This window comes from Pelomonas sp. V22 (assembly GCF_030014915.1).
GTDB lineage: Bacteria > Pseudomonadota > Gammaproteobacteria > Burkholderiales > Burkholderiaceae_C > JAUASW01.
Map to the genome: position 1 here is coordinate 204,401 of NZ_JAGIXS010000002.1, position 17,719 is coordinate 222,119.

Annotated in this window: 16 protein-coding genes; 6 read left to right on the top strand and 10 right to left on the bottom strand. The window is 68.5% G+C overall.

Going from position 1 to position 17,719, the window contains the following annotated elements; all coding sequences use genetic code 11:
• Positions 1-100: 100 nt before the first annotated feature.
• The 4 genes from J7U46_RS10235 to J7U46_RS10250 all read left to right on the top strand — a co-directional run bounded on the left by J7U46_RS10235 (position 101) and on the right by J7U46_RS10250 (position 3,787).
• On the top strand, positions 101-1,036 hold the full coding sequence (locus J7U46_RS10235) for a DMT family transporter (RefSeq protein ID WP_282825446.1): 936 nt from the start codon (positions 101-103) through the stop codon (positions 1,034-1,036).
• A 43-nt stretch (positions 1,037-1,079) separates the two neighbouring features.
• Entirely contained in the window at positions 1,080-2,066 is a 987-nt protein-coding gene (locus J7U46_RS10240) for a succinylglutamate desuccinylase/aspartoacylase family protein (RefSeq protein ID WP_282825447.1), read from the top strand.
• The gene (locus J7U46_RS10245; RefSeq protein ID WP_282825449.1) at positions 2,063-2,713 is read left to right on the top strand and encodes a DsbA family oxidoreductase; all 651 of its coding nucleotides are present in this window, start codon (positions 2,063-2,065) and stop codon (positions 2,711-2,713) included. Before J7U46_RS10240 ends, J7U46_RS10245 begins: the two co-directional genes overlap by 4 nt.
• A gap of 90 nt (positions 2,714-2,803) precedes the next feature.
• Entirely contained in the window at positions 2,804-3,787 is a 984-nt protein-coding gene (locus J7U46_RS10250; protein WP_282825450.1) for a recombination-associated protein RdgC, read from the top strand.
• Between the two features lie 72 nt (positions 3,788-3,859).
• On the opposite strand, the gene J7U46_RS10255 is transcribed toward J7U46_RS10250, so the two are convergent.
• The 4 genes from J7U46_RS10255 to dusA are packed head-to-tail and all read right to left on the bottom strand — an operon-like array spanning position 3,860 to position 7,702.
• Positions 3,860-5,098, bottom strand: a complete 1,239-nt coding sequence (locus J7U46_RS10255; RefSeq protein WP_282825451.1) for a DEAD/DEAH box helicase — start codon at positions 5,096-5,098, stop codon at positions 3,860-3,862.
• A gap of 52 nt (positions 5,099-5,150) precedes the next feature.
• A complete protein-coding gene (locus J7U46_RS10260) occupies positions 5,151-5,711 on the bottom strand; it encodes a methylated-DNA--[protein]-cysteine S-methyltransferase (RefSeq protein ID WP_282825453.1) in 561 nt (186 codons plus the stop codon).
• Entirely contained in the window at positions 5,708-6,667 is a 960-nt protein-coding gene (locus tag J7U46_RS10265) for an MBL fold metallo-hydrolase (RefSeq protein WP_282825455.1), read from the bottom strand. Before J7U46_RS10265 ends, J7U46_RS10260 begins: the two co-directional genes overlap by 4 nt.
• The gene (dusA, locus tag J7U46_RS10270; protein ID WP_282825457.1) at positions 6,668-7,702 is read right to left on the bottom strand and encodes a tRNA dihydrouridine(20/20a) synthase DusA; all 1,035 of its coding nucleotides are present in this window, start codon (positions 7,700-7,702) and stop codon (positions 6,668-6,670) included. It lies immediately after the preceding gene.
• A 110-nt stretch (positions 7,703-7,812) separates the two neighbouring features.
• On the opposite strand from dusA, the gene J7U46_RS10275 reads away from it, so the two are divergent.
• Positions 7,813-9,255 (top strand): EAL domain-containing protein, encoded by a 1,443-nt coding sequence (locus tag J7U46_RS10275; protein ID WP_282825459.1) that lies wholly within the window; start codon positions 7,813-7,815, stop codon positions 9,253-9,255.
• On the opposite strand, the gene J7U46_RS10280 is transcribed toward J7U46_RS10275, so the two are convergent.
• The 4 genes from J7U46_RS10280 to J7U46_RS10295 form a co-directional block, all read right to left on the bottom strand.
• Positions 9,197-10,762: a hypothetical protein gene (locus J7U46_RS10280; protein WP_282825461.1), complete on the bottom strand. Its 1,566-nt coding sequence runs from the start codon at positions 10,760-10,762 to the stop codon at positions 9,197-9,199. The genes J7U46_RS10275 and J7U46_RS10280 overlap by 59 nt on opposite strands.
• Entirely contained in the window at positions 10,759-11,628 is an 870-nt protein-coding gene (locus J7U46_RS10285) for an ABC transporter ATP-binding protein (protein ID WP_282825463.1), read from the bottom strand. Before J7U46_RS10285 ends, J7U46_RS10280 begins: the two co-directional genes overlap by 4 nt.
• A 140-nt stretch (positions 11,629-11,768) precedes the next feature.
• A complete protein-coding gene (locus J7U46_RS10290; RefSeq protein ID WP_282825466.1) occupies positions 11,769-12,311 on the bottom strand; it encodes a hypothetical protein in 543 nt (180 codons plus the stop codon).
• A gap of 16 nt (positions 12,312-12,327) precedes the next feature.
• Positions 12,328-13,986, bottom strand: coding sequence for a formate--tetrahydrofolate ligase (locus J7U46_RS10295; RefSeq protein WP_282825468.1), 1,659 nt, complete (start codon positions 13,984-13,986; stop codon positions 12,328-12,330).
• A 354-nt stretch (positions 13,987-14,340) separates the two neighbouring features.
• Between J7U46_RS10295 and J7U46_RS10300 the strand changes: the two genes are divergently transcribed.
• The gene (locus J7U46_RS10300; RefSeq protein WP_282825469.1) at positions 14,341-15,624 is read left to right on the top strand and encodes an EAL domain-containing protein; all 1,284 of its coding nucleotides are present in this window, start codon (positions 14,341-14,343) and stop codon (positions 15,622-15,624) included.
• Positions 15,625-15,634: 10 nt separating this feature from the next.
• Here the strand turns inward: J7U46_RS10300 and J7U46_RS10305 are convergent, their stop codons facing one another.
• Both J7U46_RS10305 and J7U46_RS10310 read right to left on the bottom strand, forming a co-directional pair.
• Positions 15,635-16,756: an enoyl-CoA hydratase/isomerase family protein gene (locus tag J7U46_RS10305; RefSeq protein ID WP_282825470.1), complete on the bottom strand. Its 1,122-nt coding sequence runs from the start codon at positions 16,754-16,756 to the stop codon at positions 15,635-15,637.
• 26 nt (positions 16,757-16,782) lie between these two features.
• Complete coding sequence (locus tag J7U46_RS10310; RefSeq protein WP_282825472.1) at positions 16,783-17,676, bottom strand: DMT family transporter; 894 nt, start codon at positions 17,674-17,676, stop codon at positions 16,783-16,785.
• Positions 17,677-17,719 lie beyond the last annotated feature (43 nt).

Genomic DNA, 17,719 nt, shown 5'->3' on the forward strand with positions numbered 1-17,719 from the left:
TCATATTATTGGCGAATCCGCACTTCGTCAAGCACGAGGCTGGTGCCGCTGCAATCCAGGCATCATGCGGAGCCGCCTGCTACCGTCTCCCACCCTCTGCATGGATCCCCAACGCATCCCCTGGCTCGCCTATGCCTGCCTCGCCCTCAGCACCAGCGTGGTGGGCAGCTACATAGGCCTGTCCAAGCTGCTGCTGACGGCCTTCCCGGTCTTTCTGCTGGCGGGCCTGCGCTTCGGCTTTGCGGCGGTGCTGATGCTGCCCTGGCTGCGCAAGGATGTTGGCGAGGCGCCGCTCGATGGGCGCACCCGCTGGCTGCTGTTCCTCGAGTCCTTTGTCGGCAACTTCCTGTTCTCGATCTGCCTGCTGTTCGGCCTGCAGCACAGCTCGGCCCTGGCGGCCGGCGTGATCATGGCCGGCATTCCGGCGGCCGTGGCCTTGCTGGGCCGGGTCTTCCTGAAGGAACGCATCTCGCCCCGGGTGATGGCGGCCATTGCCTGCTGCGTGGGTGGCATCGCCCTCGTGGCATTCAGCCGCAGCGGCGGCGGAGAGACCAGCGGGCTCGGCGCCCTGCTCCTGCTTGCCACGGTGTTCTGCGAGGCCGGCTATGTGGTCATCGGCAAGCGCTTGACAGCCAGCCTCTCGCCCCGGCGCATCAGCGCGCTGATAAATGGCTGGGGCCTGATCCTTGTGACACCGCTGGCGCTGTGGCAAGCGCTGAGCTTTGATTTCAGCGCGCCGGGCCTCGCGCATTGGGCTGGCCTGCTGGGCTATGCAGCCGCTGCCAGCATCCTCACCGTCTGGCTGTGGATGACGGGGCTCAAGCGCGTGCCGGCTGCCCAAGCCGGGGTGTTCATGGTCTTCCTGCCGCTGGCCACCGGGCTCGTGGGCCTGGTCTTCCTGGGCGAACAGATGAGTCTCCTGCAGGCCTTGGCCTATGGGCTCGCGGTGCTGGGCGTGATCCTGGCGACCACGGCGCCAGCCCCGCCTCATGAGGCAGCCAAGAAAAGCTATACCCCCGGGCCGGCCAAGCCTTGAGCCCTTGCCTGAAAATGCCCCTCACCTCCTGCTGTTGACGCCCATGACGACGCCCCACCCCACCCATCTGCGCATCCACCAACTCGCCGGCCTCAAGGTCGGTCCCCGGCTGCTGGTCACCGGCGCCGTCCATGGCAACGAGACGGCTGGCGTGCACGGCATCACGCGCGTGCTGAAGGAGTTCGATGAGGGCAAGCTGACGCTCTTGCGCGGCACGCTGACGATGATCCCCATCGTCAACCCGCTGGCCCACCGCCTGCAGCGCCGCGAAGGCGAGCGCAACCTGAACCGCAACCTGCGCCCGGCACCGATTCCGCAGGACTTCGAGGACCGCATCGCCAACCAGCTCTGCCCCTACCTCGCCGATGCCGAGGTGCTGCTGGATCTGCACAGCTTCAACAACCCCGGCCCGGCCTTCGCGATGATGGGCCCGCGCGACAACCAGGACGAACTGGAGCCCTTCCGCCACGAGCAGGCCGAGGCCGCGCTCGCCGCCTGCGTGGGCACGGGCCGCATCGTCGAGGGCTGGCTCTCCACCTACGCGCTCGGCCTGCAGCGCCGCGCCGCGCGCCAGAGCGACGGCTCGCGCCAGGCCAGCCTGGTGCAGGACCCGCACTACGGCGTGGGCACCACCGAGTACATGCGCAGCCAGGGCGGCTATGCGATCACGCTGGAATGCGGCCAGCACGTTGACCCGCAAGGGCCCGAAGTCGCCTACAAGGCCATCCTGCGCACGCTGACCCTGCTCGGCATGATCGCGCCGGGCGCCGTTGAACTGGCCGACCCGAACCGGCCCATCGAGGTGCTGCAGCTCTACGAGGTGATCGACCGCGAGCATGCGGACGACCAGTTCGTCCGCGAGTGGGCCAGCTTCGACGAAGTCACCGAGGGCCAGCTGATCGGTACGCGGCACGACGGCACGCCCGTGCATGCGCCCAGCGGCGGCCGCATCGTCTTCCCCAACAACAAGGCGCAGCCGGGCCAGGAATGGTTCTACCTGGCCCGCCCCAGCGACCGGAAGCTTGCATGAAGAACTTGAAGATTGATTTTGTCTCCGACGTTTCCTGCCCCTGGTGCGCCATCGGCCTGAAGTCGCTGGAACAAGCGCTCGGCGCGCTTGAAGGCCAGGTGAAGGCGGAGCTGCATTTCCAGCCCTTCGAGCTGAACCCGCAGATGGTCCCCGAGGGCGAGGAGATCAACGAGCACCTGCAGCGCAAATACGGCGCCAGCCTCGATCAACTACAGGCCACGCGCCAGGCCATCCGCGAGCGTGGTGCGGCCCTCGGCTTCACCTTCAGCGTCGAGGCCCGCGACCGCATCTACAACAGCTTCGATGCGCACCGCCTCTTGCACTGGGCCGGCCTGCAAGGCGGCACGTTCCAGCGAGACCTCAAGCTGGCCCTGCTGGGCGCCTATTTCACCGACGGGCTCAACCCCGGCGACCACGAGGTGCTGATGGCCCGCGCGGCCGCCGTGGGCCTCGATGCCGAGGCCACCCGCCAGGTGCTGAGCTCGGGCCAGTACACGGCCGAGGTGCGTGAGCGCGAGGCCTTCTACAACAGCCAGGGCATCCATTCGGTGCCCTCGGTGATCATCAACGACCGCCACCTGATCCAGGGCGGCCAGCCCCCTCAAGTTTTCCAGCAGGCCCTGCTGCAGATCGCGGCCCAGGGCTGAGCGACAATCCAGCACTGATCCCCTTGGCGCGCCCCTCTAGCGGGGCGCGCTGCGTTTCTGATTCCCTGGTTGATGGATGGCAGGTAACACGTGTTCAAGAACCTGATGGTGTATCGCGTCGGCGCCGAGTGGCAGGCCGATGTGGAGAAGATCGAAGAAGCGCTGGCCGCCGGCCGGTTTGTCGAATGCGGCGCCACGCAGGCGCAGTCGGTCGGCTGGGTGCCGCCGCGCGGCATCGAGCACGCGCCCCTGGTCGAGGCCATCGACGGCCATTTGCTCTTGAAGCTGATGGTCGAGCAGCGCGTGCTGCCGGGCTCGGTGGTCAAGCGCCGCGTCGAGGAAATGGCCGCTGCCGAAGAAGCGCAGAGCGGCCGCAAGCCCGGCAAGAAGGCGCTCAAGGAAATGAAGGAATTCGCCACGCAGGAACTGCTGCCGATGGCCTTCACCAAGCAGGGCAGCATCCGCGTCTGGATCGCGCCGCAGCAGCGCCTCTTGATGATCGACGCCTCCAGCCCGGCCCGCGCTGAAGAGGTGGTGAGCCTCCTGATCAAGTCGCTGGACGGCCTCTCGCTGCACCTGATCCAGACCGCCGAATCGCCGGCCGTCTGCATGGCCGCCTGGCTGATGGACGGCCAGCCGCCGCATGAGTTCACCATCGACCGCGACTGCGAGCTCAAGAGCGGCGACGAGATGAAGTCGGTGGTGCGCTATGCCCGCCACGCGCTGGACATCGAAGAGGTGCGCATGCACCTGCAAAGCGGCAAGGCGCCGACCAAGCTGGCGCTCAGCTGGCGCGACCGCGTGTCCTTTGTGCTGACCGACACGCTGCAGATCAAGAAGATCTCCTTCCTGGACCTCGTGTTCGAGGGCAAGGACAAGCCCTCGAAGGACGAGGCCTTCGATGCGGACATGTCGCTGTCGACGCTGGAACTCGGCGAGCTGATCCCGGCGCTGATCGAAGGCCTGGGCGGCGAGCATGACTTCTTCGGTTCGGCACCGGCGTCGACGGCTGTCGATGCCAAGCCGACGCTCAGCCCGGAGCCGGCGCTGGAAGGCGCGGCGCCTTGGGACTGAGTCGGGGCCGAATCGAGTGCCTGCGCACTCGATGACGCCTGACGAAGGCCGGCCCGCCTGCGAGCGGGACGGCTAGGTGCCTGACTCGGCAGCAGCCGCCGCTGCCGCCCGCAGCTTGTCCTTCTTGTTCGGGCGCTTGCCCTTGATGCCACCGTTCGGGTCCGACTGAGGCAGCTCCTCCGTCGACTCGAAGCCATCGATCTGCTCGCGCATCACGCGCTGACCCTGGCGCTTCTCGATCAGGCGGAAATGCGCCTCGGCCGCTGCCGGCACGAAGCTCACGGCCAGGCCGGTCGCCCCCGCACGGCCGGTCCGGCCGATGCGGTGCGTGTAGTCGGCCGGCGAGCGCGGCAGGTCGTAGTTGACGACCACCGGCAGGTCCGGGATATCGAGGCCGCGCGCCGCCACGTCGGTGGCCACCAGGACCTGCACTTCGCCGCTCTTCAGCGCGGCCAGCACCTGCGTACGAGCGCCCTGGCTCAGCTCGCCATGCAGGGCAGCCGCCTTGAAGCCGGTGTTCCAGAGCTTGTCCGACACATGCTCGGCCGCATAGCGCGTGGCCACGAAGACCAGGGCTCGCTCCCATCCTTCCGCCTTGAGCAGGTGACGCAAGAGCGGCGTGCGCTTGGCCTGGTCCACGACGATGGCGCGCTGGGTGATCGCCTCGGTGCGCACCGGCTCCGGCGCGATCTCAATGCGCTGCGGCTCACGCAGGTGCGAGCCCGCCAAGGCCTCGACCGGCTTCGGAAAGGTGGCCGAGAAGAACAGGTTCTGCCGCTCGGCCGGCAGCAGGCTCAGCACGCGTTGCAGCTCTTCGGCGAAACCGAGGGCCAGCAGGCGGTCGGCTTCGTCGAGCACCAGCGTCTGCACGCCATCAAGGCGCAGCGCGTTGTGGTCCACCACATCGAGCAGGCGGCCCGGCGTGGCCACGACGATGTCGCAGCCGCCCCGCAGACCCATCAGCTGCGGATTGATGGAGACGCCGCCGAACAGCACGGTGATCTTCAGCCGTTCAGGCAGGTGGCGAGCCAGCTCGCGCAGCACCTCGCCCACCTGCACCGCCAACTCGCGCGTGGGCAAGAGCAGCAAGGCACGCGGTTGGCGCGAGGGCGCGGACTGCAGCAGGCGCTGAAGCAAGGGCAAGGCAAAGGCGGCGGTCTTGCCGGAGCCGGTCTGGGCCAGGGCGAGCAGGTCGGCGCCCGTCAGGACAGCGGGAATCGCAGCGGCCTGGATGGCCGTGGGGGCGTGGTAGCCCTGCTCGCGCACCGCGCGCAGCAAGGCGGGCGACAGGCCCAGGGTTTGAAAAGACATGCGGGATTGTAGGTTTGGCGGCCCGACGGGCGGGGCGCGCCTCTGCACAGCCTCAGAACAGCGAGCTCTGCTCGGCCGCCTGCTGGCCGGTGGCGCGCGCTTCCATGGTCAAGAGCTTCAGCTTGGTCTGCACGCCACCATGGGCTGAGAAGCCGGTGCCGACGCCGCCGCTGCCCATCACCCGATGGCAGGGCACGATGGGCGCGAACGGGTTGCTGCCTTCGGCCTGGCCTACGGCGCGTGCGGCACCCGGCAGGCCGAGGGCCAGGGCCAGCTCGCCATAGGTGCGGGTCTGGCCGACCGGGATCTGGCGGGTCAGCGCATGGACCTTGCGGTTGAACTCGGGCACGCCGCTTTCGTCCAGCTCAATCTCGAGCAGGTCGCGCACCTCGCCGCTCAGCAGCGCCCGCACGCCCTCGATGGCCACGCGCACGGCGGGCGGCAGCTCAGTGGCGCTTTCAACGGCCGACGGGAAGCGGACCCGCATGCGGTCGCGCGTGGCGGCGGCGCTCTCCTCGGGCAGTTGGGAGCCGCAGATGCCGCCCGGTTCGCTCCAGGCGATGCCGCAAGTGCCGTACGCCGTCTCGTAGCAATGAAAGAAGAAGCGCTTCAATGCCCGTCCTTTGCAGCCGCAGCGCAGAAGGCCCGCGCCTCGGCCGGTGCGGCGCGCAGCCGGGACTTCAGGTAGTAGGCCAGCATGGCGTGCACGCGCGGCCGCTCCTCGGTGGCGATCAGGCCCGGCAGCGCCTCGATCCAGGCCATGCTGCAGGCGCGGGGTTCGGCGCTGCTGGCCGCGCAGGCCTGCAAGGTCTGCCAGGCCTGGCGGTATTTCTGCAGATCGGCCCGGCTCATCACCGGCCCATGGCCGGGCACGAGGCGCTCGAAAGGCAGGGCCTCCAGCCGCGCCAGCGCCGCATCCCAGTCCTCGGCGCAGGCCGTGTCCATGAAGGGCACGGGCCAGGTGATCAGGTCGCCGGTCATCAAGGTGGCCGTGGCTTCGTCGAAGACCCACAGGTCGCCGCCGCTGACTGCGCTCTCGAGGCCGATGCGCAAGCGTCGCCCCGCGAGTTGCAGGGGCCCCGGCTCGCGAATGCGCTGATCCGGCGCCAGCGCCTGCGGCTTGCTCAGCAGATCCAGGTCGATCTGCATCATCTGGCGTGTGGCGCTGGGCAGCTTGTCGTCCTTCATCGCTGCCAGCATCTGCTCGCGGCTGCGAGCGAGCCAGCCTTGCAGGGCCGTGTCGACGGTGGCGCTGGCGTAGACCTGCACGCCGGGGACACGCTCGCGCAGCAAGGCATTGCCCCCCAGATGGTCGAGGTGCCAATGGGTGTTGATCACGGCCTTCAGCTGACCGCCCGCCTGCTTGAGCAAAGCCTCGGCGTGGGCGGCATGGCGGCCGCTGTCGATCAGCACCCAGCCCTCGCTGCCGCGCAGGAGGATGCTGTTGCCATCGGGTTGCTTGCCCGCTTCGTAGGCGCCACGCAGCAGCCAGACATCGGGCGCGATCTGCTGCTGCGCCCAGGCTGTGCTACCGAGCAGCAACAGGAGCAGGCACAGCAGGCGGCGCATTCAGGCCACCTGGGGATGCCGGTTCTCGGCCTGGTGTTCGGCAGCATGGGCCGCAATGCCGCGCCGTGCCGCATCGGCCAGCGCGGCCACCTCGGCAGCGGGCAGCGCCTTCATCTTGTGGTCGCTCCAGATCTGGCGCCAGCGGCGCGCGCCGGCCTCGCCGTTCCAGAGGCCCAGCGCATGGCGCATGGCCTGCGGCCAGTGGCGACGCGTGGCCTGGCTGCGGTGGTCCAGCCATTCAACCCAGGCGGCCTCGACCTGCTCGCGGCTCTCAGCCGGGCCCGCGGTACCGAAGAAACGCTGATCCCAGCTCGCCATCTGCCAGGGCTCGTGATAGGCCTGGCGGCCCACCATCACGCCGTCCACATGGCGCAGTTGCTCCTCGATCTCAGCGTCGTCCTTGATGCCACCGTTGAGCACGATGGTCAGGTGCGGGAACTCGCGCTTCAGCTGGTGCACCAGCTCGTAGCGCAGCGGCGGGATCTCGCGGTTCTCCTTGGGTGAGAGGCCTTGCAGCCAGGCATTGCGCGCATGAACGATGAAAACCTCGCAGCCCGCCTCGGCGACGGTGCCGACGAAGTCGCGCACGAACTCGTAGCGCTCCTCGCGGTCGATGCCGATGCGGTGCTTGACCGTCACCGGGATGCCCACCGCGTCGCGCATGGCCTTGACGCCATCGGCCACCAGCTGGGGCTCGGCCATCAGGCAGGCACCGAAGGCGCCCTTCTGCACCCGCTCGCTGGGGCAGCCGCAATTCAGGTTGACCTCGTCATAGCCCCATTGCTCGGCCAGCCTGGCGCAGGCCGCCAGGTCGGCCGGCTCACTGCCGCCCAGTTGCAGCGCGACCGGATGCTCGACGGCGTCGTAGTCCAGGTGGCGCGGCACGTCGCCATGCAAGAGCGCGCCGGTGGTCACCATCTCGGTGTACAGCCGGGTGTGGCGGGTCAGCAGGCGATGGAAGACGCGACAGGGGCTGTCGGTCCAGTCCAACATGGGCGCCACGGACAGACGCCAGGGGGAGGCAGAAGCATTCACCGGCGCATTATCCCAGCGACGCTCCCGCCCCAGTGGGCTTGCCAGAATGCCCTGCGGCCGATAAAAGCAGCAGGCCTGCCGCCTCCATCGAGCGGCAACGGGGAGCAAAGATGGACAAAAGCCTGGCTGAGGATGCCGGCTTCTACAGCAAGGTCTGGCTGGCGCAGCTGCGCCGGCTCAATGCCGGCGAGGCGCCAGCCACGGCCGCCTTCGACCGCCGCCGCCGCCGCGTGCTGACGCTTGGCGCCGGCGCCACCCTACTCAGCTCCATTCCCTGGATGCTGTTCTTCATCTACATCGCCCATCCGGCCGCGGCGTTGGGAGAGGCTGCGGTGGCCGCGTGTGCCTTCGGCGTGCTGCGCCTGATGCATCTGCGTCTGCTGCGCCTGGCCAGCCTCCTGTTCTCGCTGTCCAGCCTGATGGCCGTGGTCGGCCTGACCCTGGCGACCGACGTCCCGACGCCCGCCATGCCGCGCAGCCTGCACCTGATGCTGATACCGCTGTTCGTCAGCAGCTTCTTCCTGCTGCAGCAGGACCGGCGCCACTGGCGCTGGACTCTGCCGCTGCTGACGCTGGCCAGCTTCGCCGTGCTGACCGGCCATCCCGGCAGCTTCGGCTTCCCGCCGCTGCTGACCGACGAAATGCGCATCCCGGCCGTCTGGTGGGTCGTGGCCTTCACCGCGGGCACGCTTTACATGCTGCTGATCGCCATCCTCGGCGAGTCACGCGAGAACTCGGCCCTCGAGTCCGAGCTGCTGCGGGCCCTGGGCTCCGAGGAGATCCAGGTCCACCTGCAGGCGCAGTGTGACCGCCAGGGCCGCATCGTCGGCGCCGAGGCCTTGATGCGCTGGCAGCATCCGCAGCGTGGCTGGGTCTCGCCGGCCGAGTTCATTCCGGTCGCCGAACGCACCGGCCTGATCGTGCCGGCCGGCGAGGTGGTGGCGCGCCAGGTCTGCGCGCTGCTGCGAGGCTGGAAGAACGACCCCGTGCTGGCGGGCCTCAGCGTCGCCATCAACGTCAGCCCGGGCCAAATCCGCGACGCCCGCGCGATGCAGCGGCTGCTGGACATCGTGACCGACCCGTCGCTGCGGCATGGCTCCGTCAAGTTCGAGCTGACTGAATCGGTCTTCGTCGAGGACTTTCGCGGCGTGCGCGAACGCATGGCCGAATGCCGGGCCCGAGGCATCCGCATGGCGCTGGACGACTTCGGCACCGGCTTCTCCTCGCTCAGCTATCTGAAGCTGCTGCCGCTGGACCAGCTCAAGATCGACCAGAGCTTCGTGCGCGGCCTGCCGCTGGATGCCGGCGCGCTGGCCATCACGCGCACCATCATCGGCCTCAGCCGCGAGCTGGGCCTCGAAACAGTGGCCGAGGGCGTGGAGACGGCGGCCCAGGCCGAGACGCTCTACCAGCTCGGTTGCACGGTGCACCAGGGCTTCTTCTACTCGCGCGCCCTGCCGGCGCCTGAGTTCGAAGCGCTGGTGCGCGCGCCCCTCAGGCGTGCCGGCGCTGGTTCCAGCCCTGCCCCAGCGCCAGCAGCACAAGCCCAGTAACGAGGTAGCTCCCCACGGTGGCCAGCGTGGCCGAGCCATTGAAGCCGAGCGGGTCGAACCAGGCGATCTGCGGCGTCTGCACGGCGATATAGAAGCCGAACAGGAACAGCGACAGGAAGGCGCGGCCGCTGCCGGTCAACAGACCCAGCAGACTGGCCAGGGCGCTCAGGAACGCCAGACCGCTGAGCAAGGCCACGGCCAGCAGCGGCGCATGCAGGCTCCAGCGCAAGAGCACGGGCAGGCTGAAGACCAGGCCAAGCGCGAGGCTGGCCAGCCATTGGCGCAGATAGCGGGCACGCGGACCGCCCGGCGCAAGGCTGGTCAGGCTCAGCAGTCCGGCCTGCTGGTCGCGCGCGCCGATGTCGCTGATCAGGATGCCCCAGAGCGCCGCCACCGCCGCGAGCACCGAGCCCAGCTTGTCCACCGGGCTGAGCACGCCGGCCACGAAGAGGCCGAGGCCGATCAAGAGGGCCAGCGGGTTGGCGCTCAGGCTGCTCAGCAGCTCGGCCGCCACCTGCCCGGCCAGGCCAGGCCAGTTCGCGCACGCGGGCAGCAGGCGGTTCACCGTCCGGGCCAGCGGCTGCAGCAGGCGCTGCAGTGCAGCCAGCCAGGTACGGCGCTCGCCGCCCGGCATGGCGCGCACCTTGTCGGGCGAGTAGCGATGGAACAGCCGCACCGCCAGCGCGAGCGGCAACAGGGCCAGCAAGGCAGAGCCGGCGCGCAAGGCCACGAGCTGCAGAGTCCAGAAACTCTCGTGCAGCTGGACCGGCGCGAGGTTCGGATCGAAGCCCGAGCCGCCCAGGCTGAAATGCTCGGTCTGCAGCAGCTCGCTCATGCGCAGCAGATGGGCCGGCAGGCCCGAGATGTCGAACACCAGCCAGGCCGTGATCTCACGATGCTCGGACGTCATCACGAGGGGCAGAGACGCGAACTGGGCCGTCCACAGCACGAAGAACAGCAGATCGCCGCGCTTGCCCATCAGCGGCTGCCAGGCATCGGCCAGCACCGCCATGCTGGCCGTCAGCATCAGCACGGGGGCCAGCACCAGCACATAGGTGACCAGGTAGACCAGCGGCTCCAGCGGCCCGGCGTCGCGCACCAGGTGCAGCACCATCACGGTCAGCAGCAGGCCGCCCATCAGGGCACTGAGGTACAGCATCGCGCCCAGCCAACGCGCCAGCAGCAGCGTGCCGTTGCCCACCGGCGTGGCGGCCAGCACCGAGGCCATGCTGCTTCGCAGGTCCAGCTGCGTGCGGCCCCGCGCCAGGTAGAAGCCCGCCAGGCCCATCAGCATGCCGGCGGTCAGTGCGGTACCGAAGGCCAGGGTCTGGCTCTGGTAGGCGATGCGCTGCTTGCCCATCACCATCATGGCGCGGCCGCTTTCAGGGTCGGCCACCAGCAGCCAGCACAGGGCGACGACAGCGAGCAGGCAGACGAGGCTGCCGAGGCGCCGCGAGCGCAGGCGGAATTCGTCGAGCACCAGGGCCCGCAGCGCGAAGCCGTTCATGCGGCCACCTGCAAGGCATAGCGCTGTGCCATCAGCGCCTCTTCAAGGCTGGGCTCGCCGGGCTGGGCTTCGTGGCAGGGCTGCTGGCCATGGGCCATGCGCACCTGGATGCGCTCACCCTGGCGCTGCGCATGCAGCACATGGAGGACCTGGCCGCGCAGTTCTTCGTAATGCGCTGGCTCCAGCAATGCCGTCCAGATGCGGCCGCGCGCACCTTGCAGCAGTTGCTCGGGCGTGTCGAAGGCCACCAGCTTGCCCTGGCGCAGGATGGCCAGGCGCGTGGCCATGTTCTCGATATCGGAGACGATGTGGGTCGAGACAATCACCAGCTTGGAGAAGCCGACCTCGGACAGCAGATGGCGGAAGCGCAGCCGCTCCTCGGGATCGAGGCCGGCCGTGGGCTCGTCGACGATCAGCACGTCGGGATCGTTCAGCAAGGCCTGCGCGATGCCGAGGCGCTGGCGCATGCCGCCGGAGAAGCCGATGGCCAGGCGCTTCGCCTGCTCATGCAGATTGACCAGCTCCAGCAGCCTCTGAATGCGGGCCGGATCGCGCACGCCCTTGAGCGCGGCGAAGTACTGCAGGAATTCGAGCGCCGTCAGGTGGGCCGGCACGCCGAAGTCCTGCGGCAGATAGCCGAGGCGGCGACGCATGGCCTCGGGCTTCTGCACGATGCACTGGCCGTCCAGCAGGATGCGGCCGCTCGTCGGCCGGGTCAGCGTGGCCAGCATTTGCATCAGCGTGCTCTTGCCGGCGCCGTTGTGGCCCACCAGGCCCAGCACGCCGGGGCCCAGCTCCAGCGACACCCCATCCACCGCGCGCAGCTTGCCGCCATGCACCTTGACCAGATCCTGAATGCTCAACATCGCCTGTCTCCCCTCGCCTTGCTCGACGCTTGCTTGAAAGCCGGCAGGTTAAGGAGAGGGCGCTATGGCGGCCACGCGCTTACGACACGGCGCAGCGTTGCGGCGACAGGCCGCAAATGCGGCCGATCAAACGACGGGGCTCAGGACGCCGCGCTGGCCGCGCTCGCTGCGGCCGCAGGCGGCGGCGGGCAGCCCTGGGCCGCGCCCATGCCCTTCAGGAAGGAGCGGCGCGAGCGGCCGGCGATCACAGCGGCTGCGACTTCCTTGGAATAGCGCTCGGCGCCGCTGAGCTTGCGCAGCCAGCCGCGGAACGGCAGCACGCCCTCGGCGGTGCGCTTGAGCGCATCCAGCGCCGCATCGCCGAGCGCCTCGCCGCCCTTCTCCGCCAGGCCCTGCTCGTTGCGCTCGCGCGGCGCGTCGATGTCGGGGCCGAGGGCCTCGTCGAGCGGGCGCAGTGCCGTCAGCAGGCCCGCACAGCTGGCGTCAGCCGGGGCCTTGTAGGGCGCGGCCTGGGCCTCAAGCAGCACGGCCGGAATCTTGTCCTTGACCAGGTTCAGGTCGTTCAGCGGTGCGGTGGCGGCATTGCCGATGCGCTCGCCGGTGTCGGGCTTGCTGGCGCAGGCCGACAGGCCCAGCACCGCGGCCAGCAGCAGCAGGTGGTGGATCATCTTTTTCTCTTGCATCGCTCCCCTCTTCGCTTCAGAACAGGCCGCTGATACGGCCTTCGGCATCGACATCGATGCGCTCGGCGGCCGGCTGCCGGGGCAGGCCAGGCATGGTCATGATGTCACCACAAACGGCCGTGACGAAGCCGGCACCGGCATTGAGCCGCAGCTCGCGCACGCGCAGCGCGTGGCCGCTGGGCGCGGCCAGCAGCTTGGCATCGCTGCTGAACGAATACTGGGTCTTGGCGATGCAGACCGGCAGGCCGCCAAAACCGAGGGCCTGCAACTCCGCGAGCTGCGTGCGGGCCTTGGGCTCCCAGTCCACGTGATCGGCGTGGTAGATCTTGTGGGCCACGGCGGCGAGCTTCTGATCCAGCGGCAGCTCATCTTCATAGAGCAACTGCATGCGCGCCGCGCCGCCCGCGCAGGCCTTGACCACCTCGCGGGCCAGCGCCGCCGCGCCGGCACCGCCCTCGGCCCAATGCGAGGCGAGCACGCAGGGCACCTCCAGCAGCGCGCATTCGCGCTCGATCAGGGCGATCTCGTCCGGCGTGTCGGCATCGAAGCGGTTGATCGAGACGATGGCCGGCAAGCCGTAATGCTGGCGCACGTTCTCGACGTGGCGGCGCAGGTTGGCGAGGCCCGCCTGCAAGGCCTCCAGCCCCTGCAGGCTGCCACCGTGGTGGCGCAGCGCCCGCACCGTGGCCACGATGACGGCGCAGCTGGGCTTGAGGCCCGATTGCCGGCACTTGATGTCGATGAACTTCTCGGCACCCAGGTCGGCACCGAAGCCGGCTTCGGTGACCACATAGTCGGCCAGCTTCAGCGCTGCGCGGGTGGCGATGAGCGAATTGCAGCCATGGGCGATGTTGGCGAAGGGCCCGCCGTGCACGAAGGCCAGGTTGCCTTCCAGCGTCTGCACGAGATTCGGTGCCAGCGCGTCCTTCAAGAGCGCAGCCATCGCACCATCGGCCTTGAGCTGGCGCGCCGTGACGGGCTGCTTGTCGGCCGTGTAGCCGACCACGATGTTGCCCAGCCGCTGCTTCAGGTCGGCCAGCGAGGTAGCGAGGCACAGGATGGCCATCACCTCGGAGGCGACCACGATGTCGAAGCCGTCCTCGCGCGGATAGCCGTTGCCGGGACCACCCAAGGCGACGGTGATGTGGCGCAACGCGCGGTCGTTCATGTCGACCACGCGGCGCCAGCTGATGCGGCGCACGTCGAGGCCGAGCGCATTGCCATGGTGGATGTGGTTGTCGAGCAGCGCGGCCAGCAGGTTGTTGGCCAGGGCGATGGCATGGAAGTCGCCGGTGAAGTGGAGGTTGATGTCCTCCATCGGCACGATCTGCGCCTGGCCACCGCCGGCCGCGCCGCCCTTCATGCCGAAGCAGGGTCCGAGCGAAGGCTCGCGCAGGCAGATCATGGCGTTCTGGCCGATGTGGTTCAGCGCGTCACCGAGGCCCACCGTGGTCGTGGTCTTGCCTTCACCGGGCGGCGTCGGCGTGATCGCGGTGACCAGCACGAGGTGGCCGTCGGGCCGCGACTGCAGCGCTGCGATCTGCTCGAGAGAGAGCTTGGCCTTGTAGCGGCCGTAGGGGCTCAGCGATTCCTCGGGAAGCCCGAGGCGCTGCACGGCCAGGGGAACGATGGGCTGCAGCGTTGCTGCCTGGGCGATTTCGATGTCGGTGCGCATGGCGTCTCTTGGCAATCCTTCGTGGGGAGAGGTGCGCCTGGTCGAACGCAATCATCCATTCGCCAGCGCGCGGCATTATCAACGCCGCACAGCGGCTCAGCGCGAACGGGCGTGAATCGCACAACCTAGCGAAAGTGCCAATGCCGCGTCTTCTGTCGCTGGCTGACAGTCCCGAGGCGTGCCCGCTTTTTCGAGGCACTCACGCCAGCGTGGGAGAACACCCGCATGTCGGATAACGAATCGATTGGGACATTGCCGCCGATGCAAGCCGCGCGTTCGCCGCAGCAATGGCTCGAAGCCTTCAATGCAGCAGAAGGCCCCCTGCCCCGCGCTTTCAGGCGCAGGCGGCGACTCATGATCCAGACCGGCAGCCTGTTCTTTCTTGCCAGCATGGTGGGGTGGACGATCTATTTCGTCATCACCCTTGGCTGGCAGAGCCTCGCCCAGGTCAATGTGCTGATGGCCGCTGCAACGACCGGTGTGCTGCTGCTGGATCGGAGCGACCACCAGCGTCTGGCGGCCATCGGATTCATCGCCATCGCCTTGACCTACCTGGTCGGGGTCTCGGTTGTGCTGGATGTGCCAACGCTGGTTGCTCCACGCTCCGAGCACCTGTACCTCCTGCCGTTGGCGGCCAGCGCGGTGTTCATGCTCCAGCATGAGAAGCCGATCCTGCGACTCGGCTTCCTGCTGCCCATGTTGCTTGCCTTTGCCTGGCTGGCGACCCAGCCGGCCCGACCGGAGAACATCAACTTCGCGGGCACGGCACAGGCGGGTGCCGGCCTGGTCAACACACTGTGCGCGGCCGTGCTGACCTATGTCGCGATCATGATCATGCTGCGCGAAGCGAAGGAAACCTCGGCCCTTGAGCTGGACTTCGCCCGCGCCGTGGCGGTCGGCGAGATCCAGGCCTACCTGCAGGCGCAGTGCACGGCCGATGGCCGCATCGTCGGTGCCGAGGCGCTGATGCGCTGGCGCCATTCCAAGCGGGGCTATGTGTCGCCGGCCGAGTTCATCCCCATGGCCGAGCGCTCGGGCCTGATCGTGCCCGCAGGAGAACAGATTGCGGCCATCGTCTGCAAGGCCCTGCACCACTGGGAGCACGACCCGGTGCTGAGCCAGTTGACGGTTTCCGTCAACGTCAGCTCGGCCCAGCTGTACTCCGGCGCCTCGACCAGCAAGCTGCTGGGCGCCGTGCATGACGCCGAAACGCCGCCGGCCTCGCTCAAGTTTGAATTGACCGAGTCCATGTTCGTCGAGAACTTCGAGGCGGTGCGCGCCAAGATGGAGCAGATCCGCGACCAGGGCATACGCATGGCGCTGGACGATTTCGGTACCGGCTTCTCTTCGCTGTCTTACCTGAAGCAACTACCCCTGGATCAGATCAAGGTGGATCAGAGCTTCGTGCGCGACCTGCCCGGCGATGCCAGCGCCGCCAAGATCGCCGCCACCATCGTCCACCTGGGCGCGGACCTGGGCCTGGAGGTGGTGGCCGAAGGCGTGGAAAACCACGAGCAACTGCAGGCCTTGCAAGCCATGGGCTGCAGGATCTTTCAGGGCTTTCTGTTCTCGCGGCCCATTCCGATTGAAGATTTCGAGGCGTTGGCCCGCAGCGGCAAGCCGCTGCCCGTGGCCTGAACCAGGGGTGTCAGGCCAGCCCGCGCAGCGGGTGCTCCACGTCGGCCCAGGGGCTCTCAAAGAACTCGGCCACCATGGCCGGCGTGACCTCCTCGATGCGGGCCGGGTTCCAGCGCGGGCTGTGGTCCTTGTCGACCGCCAGCGCCCGAATGCCCTCCACCGTTTCCGAGGCCGCGCCGGGGCGCAGGTGGAACGAGCGGTGCACCAGGTCGCGCTCCATGCGCAGGTCTTCGGCAAGGCTCATGCGGCGTGCGCGGCGCACCTGCTCCAGCGTCACGGCCAGCATCAGCGGCGAACGCTTGCGCAAGGTCGCCAGCGTCTCCAGCGACCAGGCATCGCCAGCGGCCTGCAGCGACTCGCAGATGGCCAGCACCGTGGGCTTGGAGAAATGCAGGTCGATGCGGCGGCGCAGTTCCAGGTCGTCGGCCGGTGCGGCCAGGTCGACGCGCTCCATCACCGTGGCCACCACATGCTCGGCACTGCTCTGCTCGCCACGGCGCATCGCCTCGATGACGGCCGGCAGCTCGCTGCTGCGCACGAACACGTCGCCGAGGCCGAGGGCAATGGCGTCACCAGCGCCTATGGCATGGCCGGTCAGGGCCAGCCATTCGCCGCTGTGGCCCGGGCATTGGGCGAGGAACCAGCCGCCGCCCACGTCGGGGAAGAGGCCGATGTTGGTCTCGGGCATGGCGAGCTTGGAATGCTCGGTCAGCACGCGCAGCTTGGCGCCCTGGCTGATGCCCATGCCGCCGCCCATCACCACGCCGTCCATCAGGGCGATATAGGGCTTGGGGTAGTGGTGGATCAGGTGGTTGAGCGCATATTCCTCGGTGAAGAAGGCTTCGAGCGCCGCGTCACCGGCCAGCGCGGCCTGGTGGAAGAAGCGGATGTCGCCACCGGCGCAGAAGGCGGCCGGCTTGCCCTCGCGGCCCGCGCCGAGGATGACCACGGCCTCAATGCCGGGCGCGGTGGCCCAGGTCTTCAGCAGCGCCGTCAGGTCGCGGATCATGGCCAGCGACAGCGCATTCAGCGCGTTCGCCCGGTTCAAGGTGATCAAGCCCAGGCAGCCGTTGGTTTCGGCCAGGACCTGGCCTTCGGATTGCAGCGGGGGGATCAACGATGCGGCGCTCATGCCAGGGACTCCAATGTCTTGTTGCTTCAATTCGATCGGCGCTGCCGTAGCGCCAGGATTTCATTACCCGCCAGGGCGGCCAGCACGATAGCACCGCCGATGAGCGTGGCGCCAGCCGGGGCTTCCCCGGCACCGAGCCAGGCCCACAGCACGCCGAAGATCACCTCCAGCTGGCCCAGCAGCGCGATCTCGGGTGCAGGCAGCACGCGGGACAGCCGCACCACCAGCAGGCAGGGAATCGCCAACTGGCACAGGCCCAGCAAGCCCAGCAGGCCCACATCATGGGCCGAAGCCTGGAAGGGCCAGGCCAGCGGCAAAGTCAGCAGGGCCGAGATCAAGGCGCCGATCAGCACGGCGGGCAGCATGTCCTGCCCGGGGGCTGGCGCGTCAGGGTCGGCGCTGCCATGCGTGGCGCGCTGCAACAGCGTCCAGTTGCTGGCGGCGGCCAGCGGCACCAGCAAGGCGACCAGAATGCCCGCCAGCCCTGCCCCACCCGCTTCCTGCACGAACATCCAGGCGATGCCCAGCGTGGCCAGCGCAATGGCGACCCAGGTGCGAGCCGGCAACTGGTGAAACAGGAAGACCCGCGAGAACAGCGCCGTGAAGAGGGGCCCGAGCGCCATGGTCACCAGCACCGTGGCGACGCTGACCATGCTGAGCGCCACCATGAAGGCCGTGAACATCAGCCCCCAGAAGGCACCCGACAGCCAGACCAGCCGTGGTGCCCGCTGCAGTTGGCCCCAGAACGCCGGCCCGCGCAGCCAGCGCAGCAGCACGATCAGCGACAACGCATTGAACGCGCTGCGCCAGAACGTCAGCTCAAAGCTCCGCGCCGCCTCCAGCTGTCGCGTGACCACGCCTGCCGTGCTCCACAGCAGGGTGACCAGGATCATCAACAGCACAGCCTTGCGATGGCTCATACCTGAATTGAGAGCGCCCCTTACGGGGCGCGGGAGTCATTCT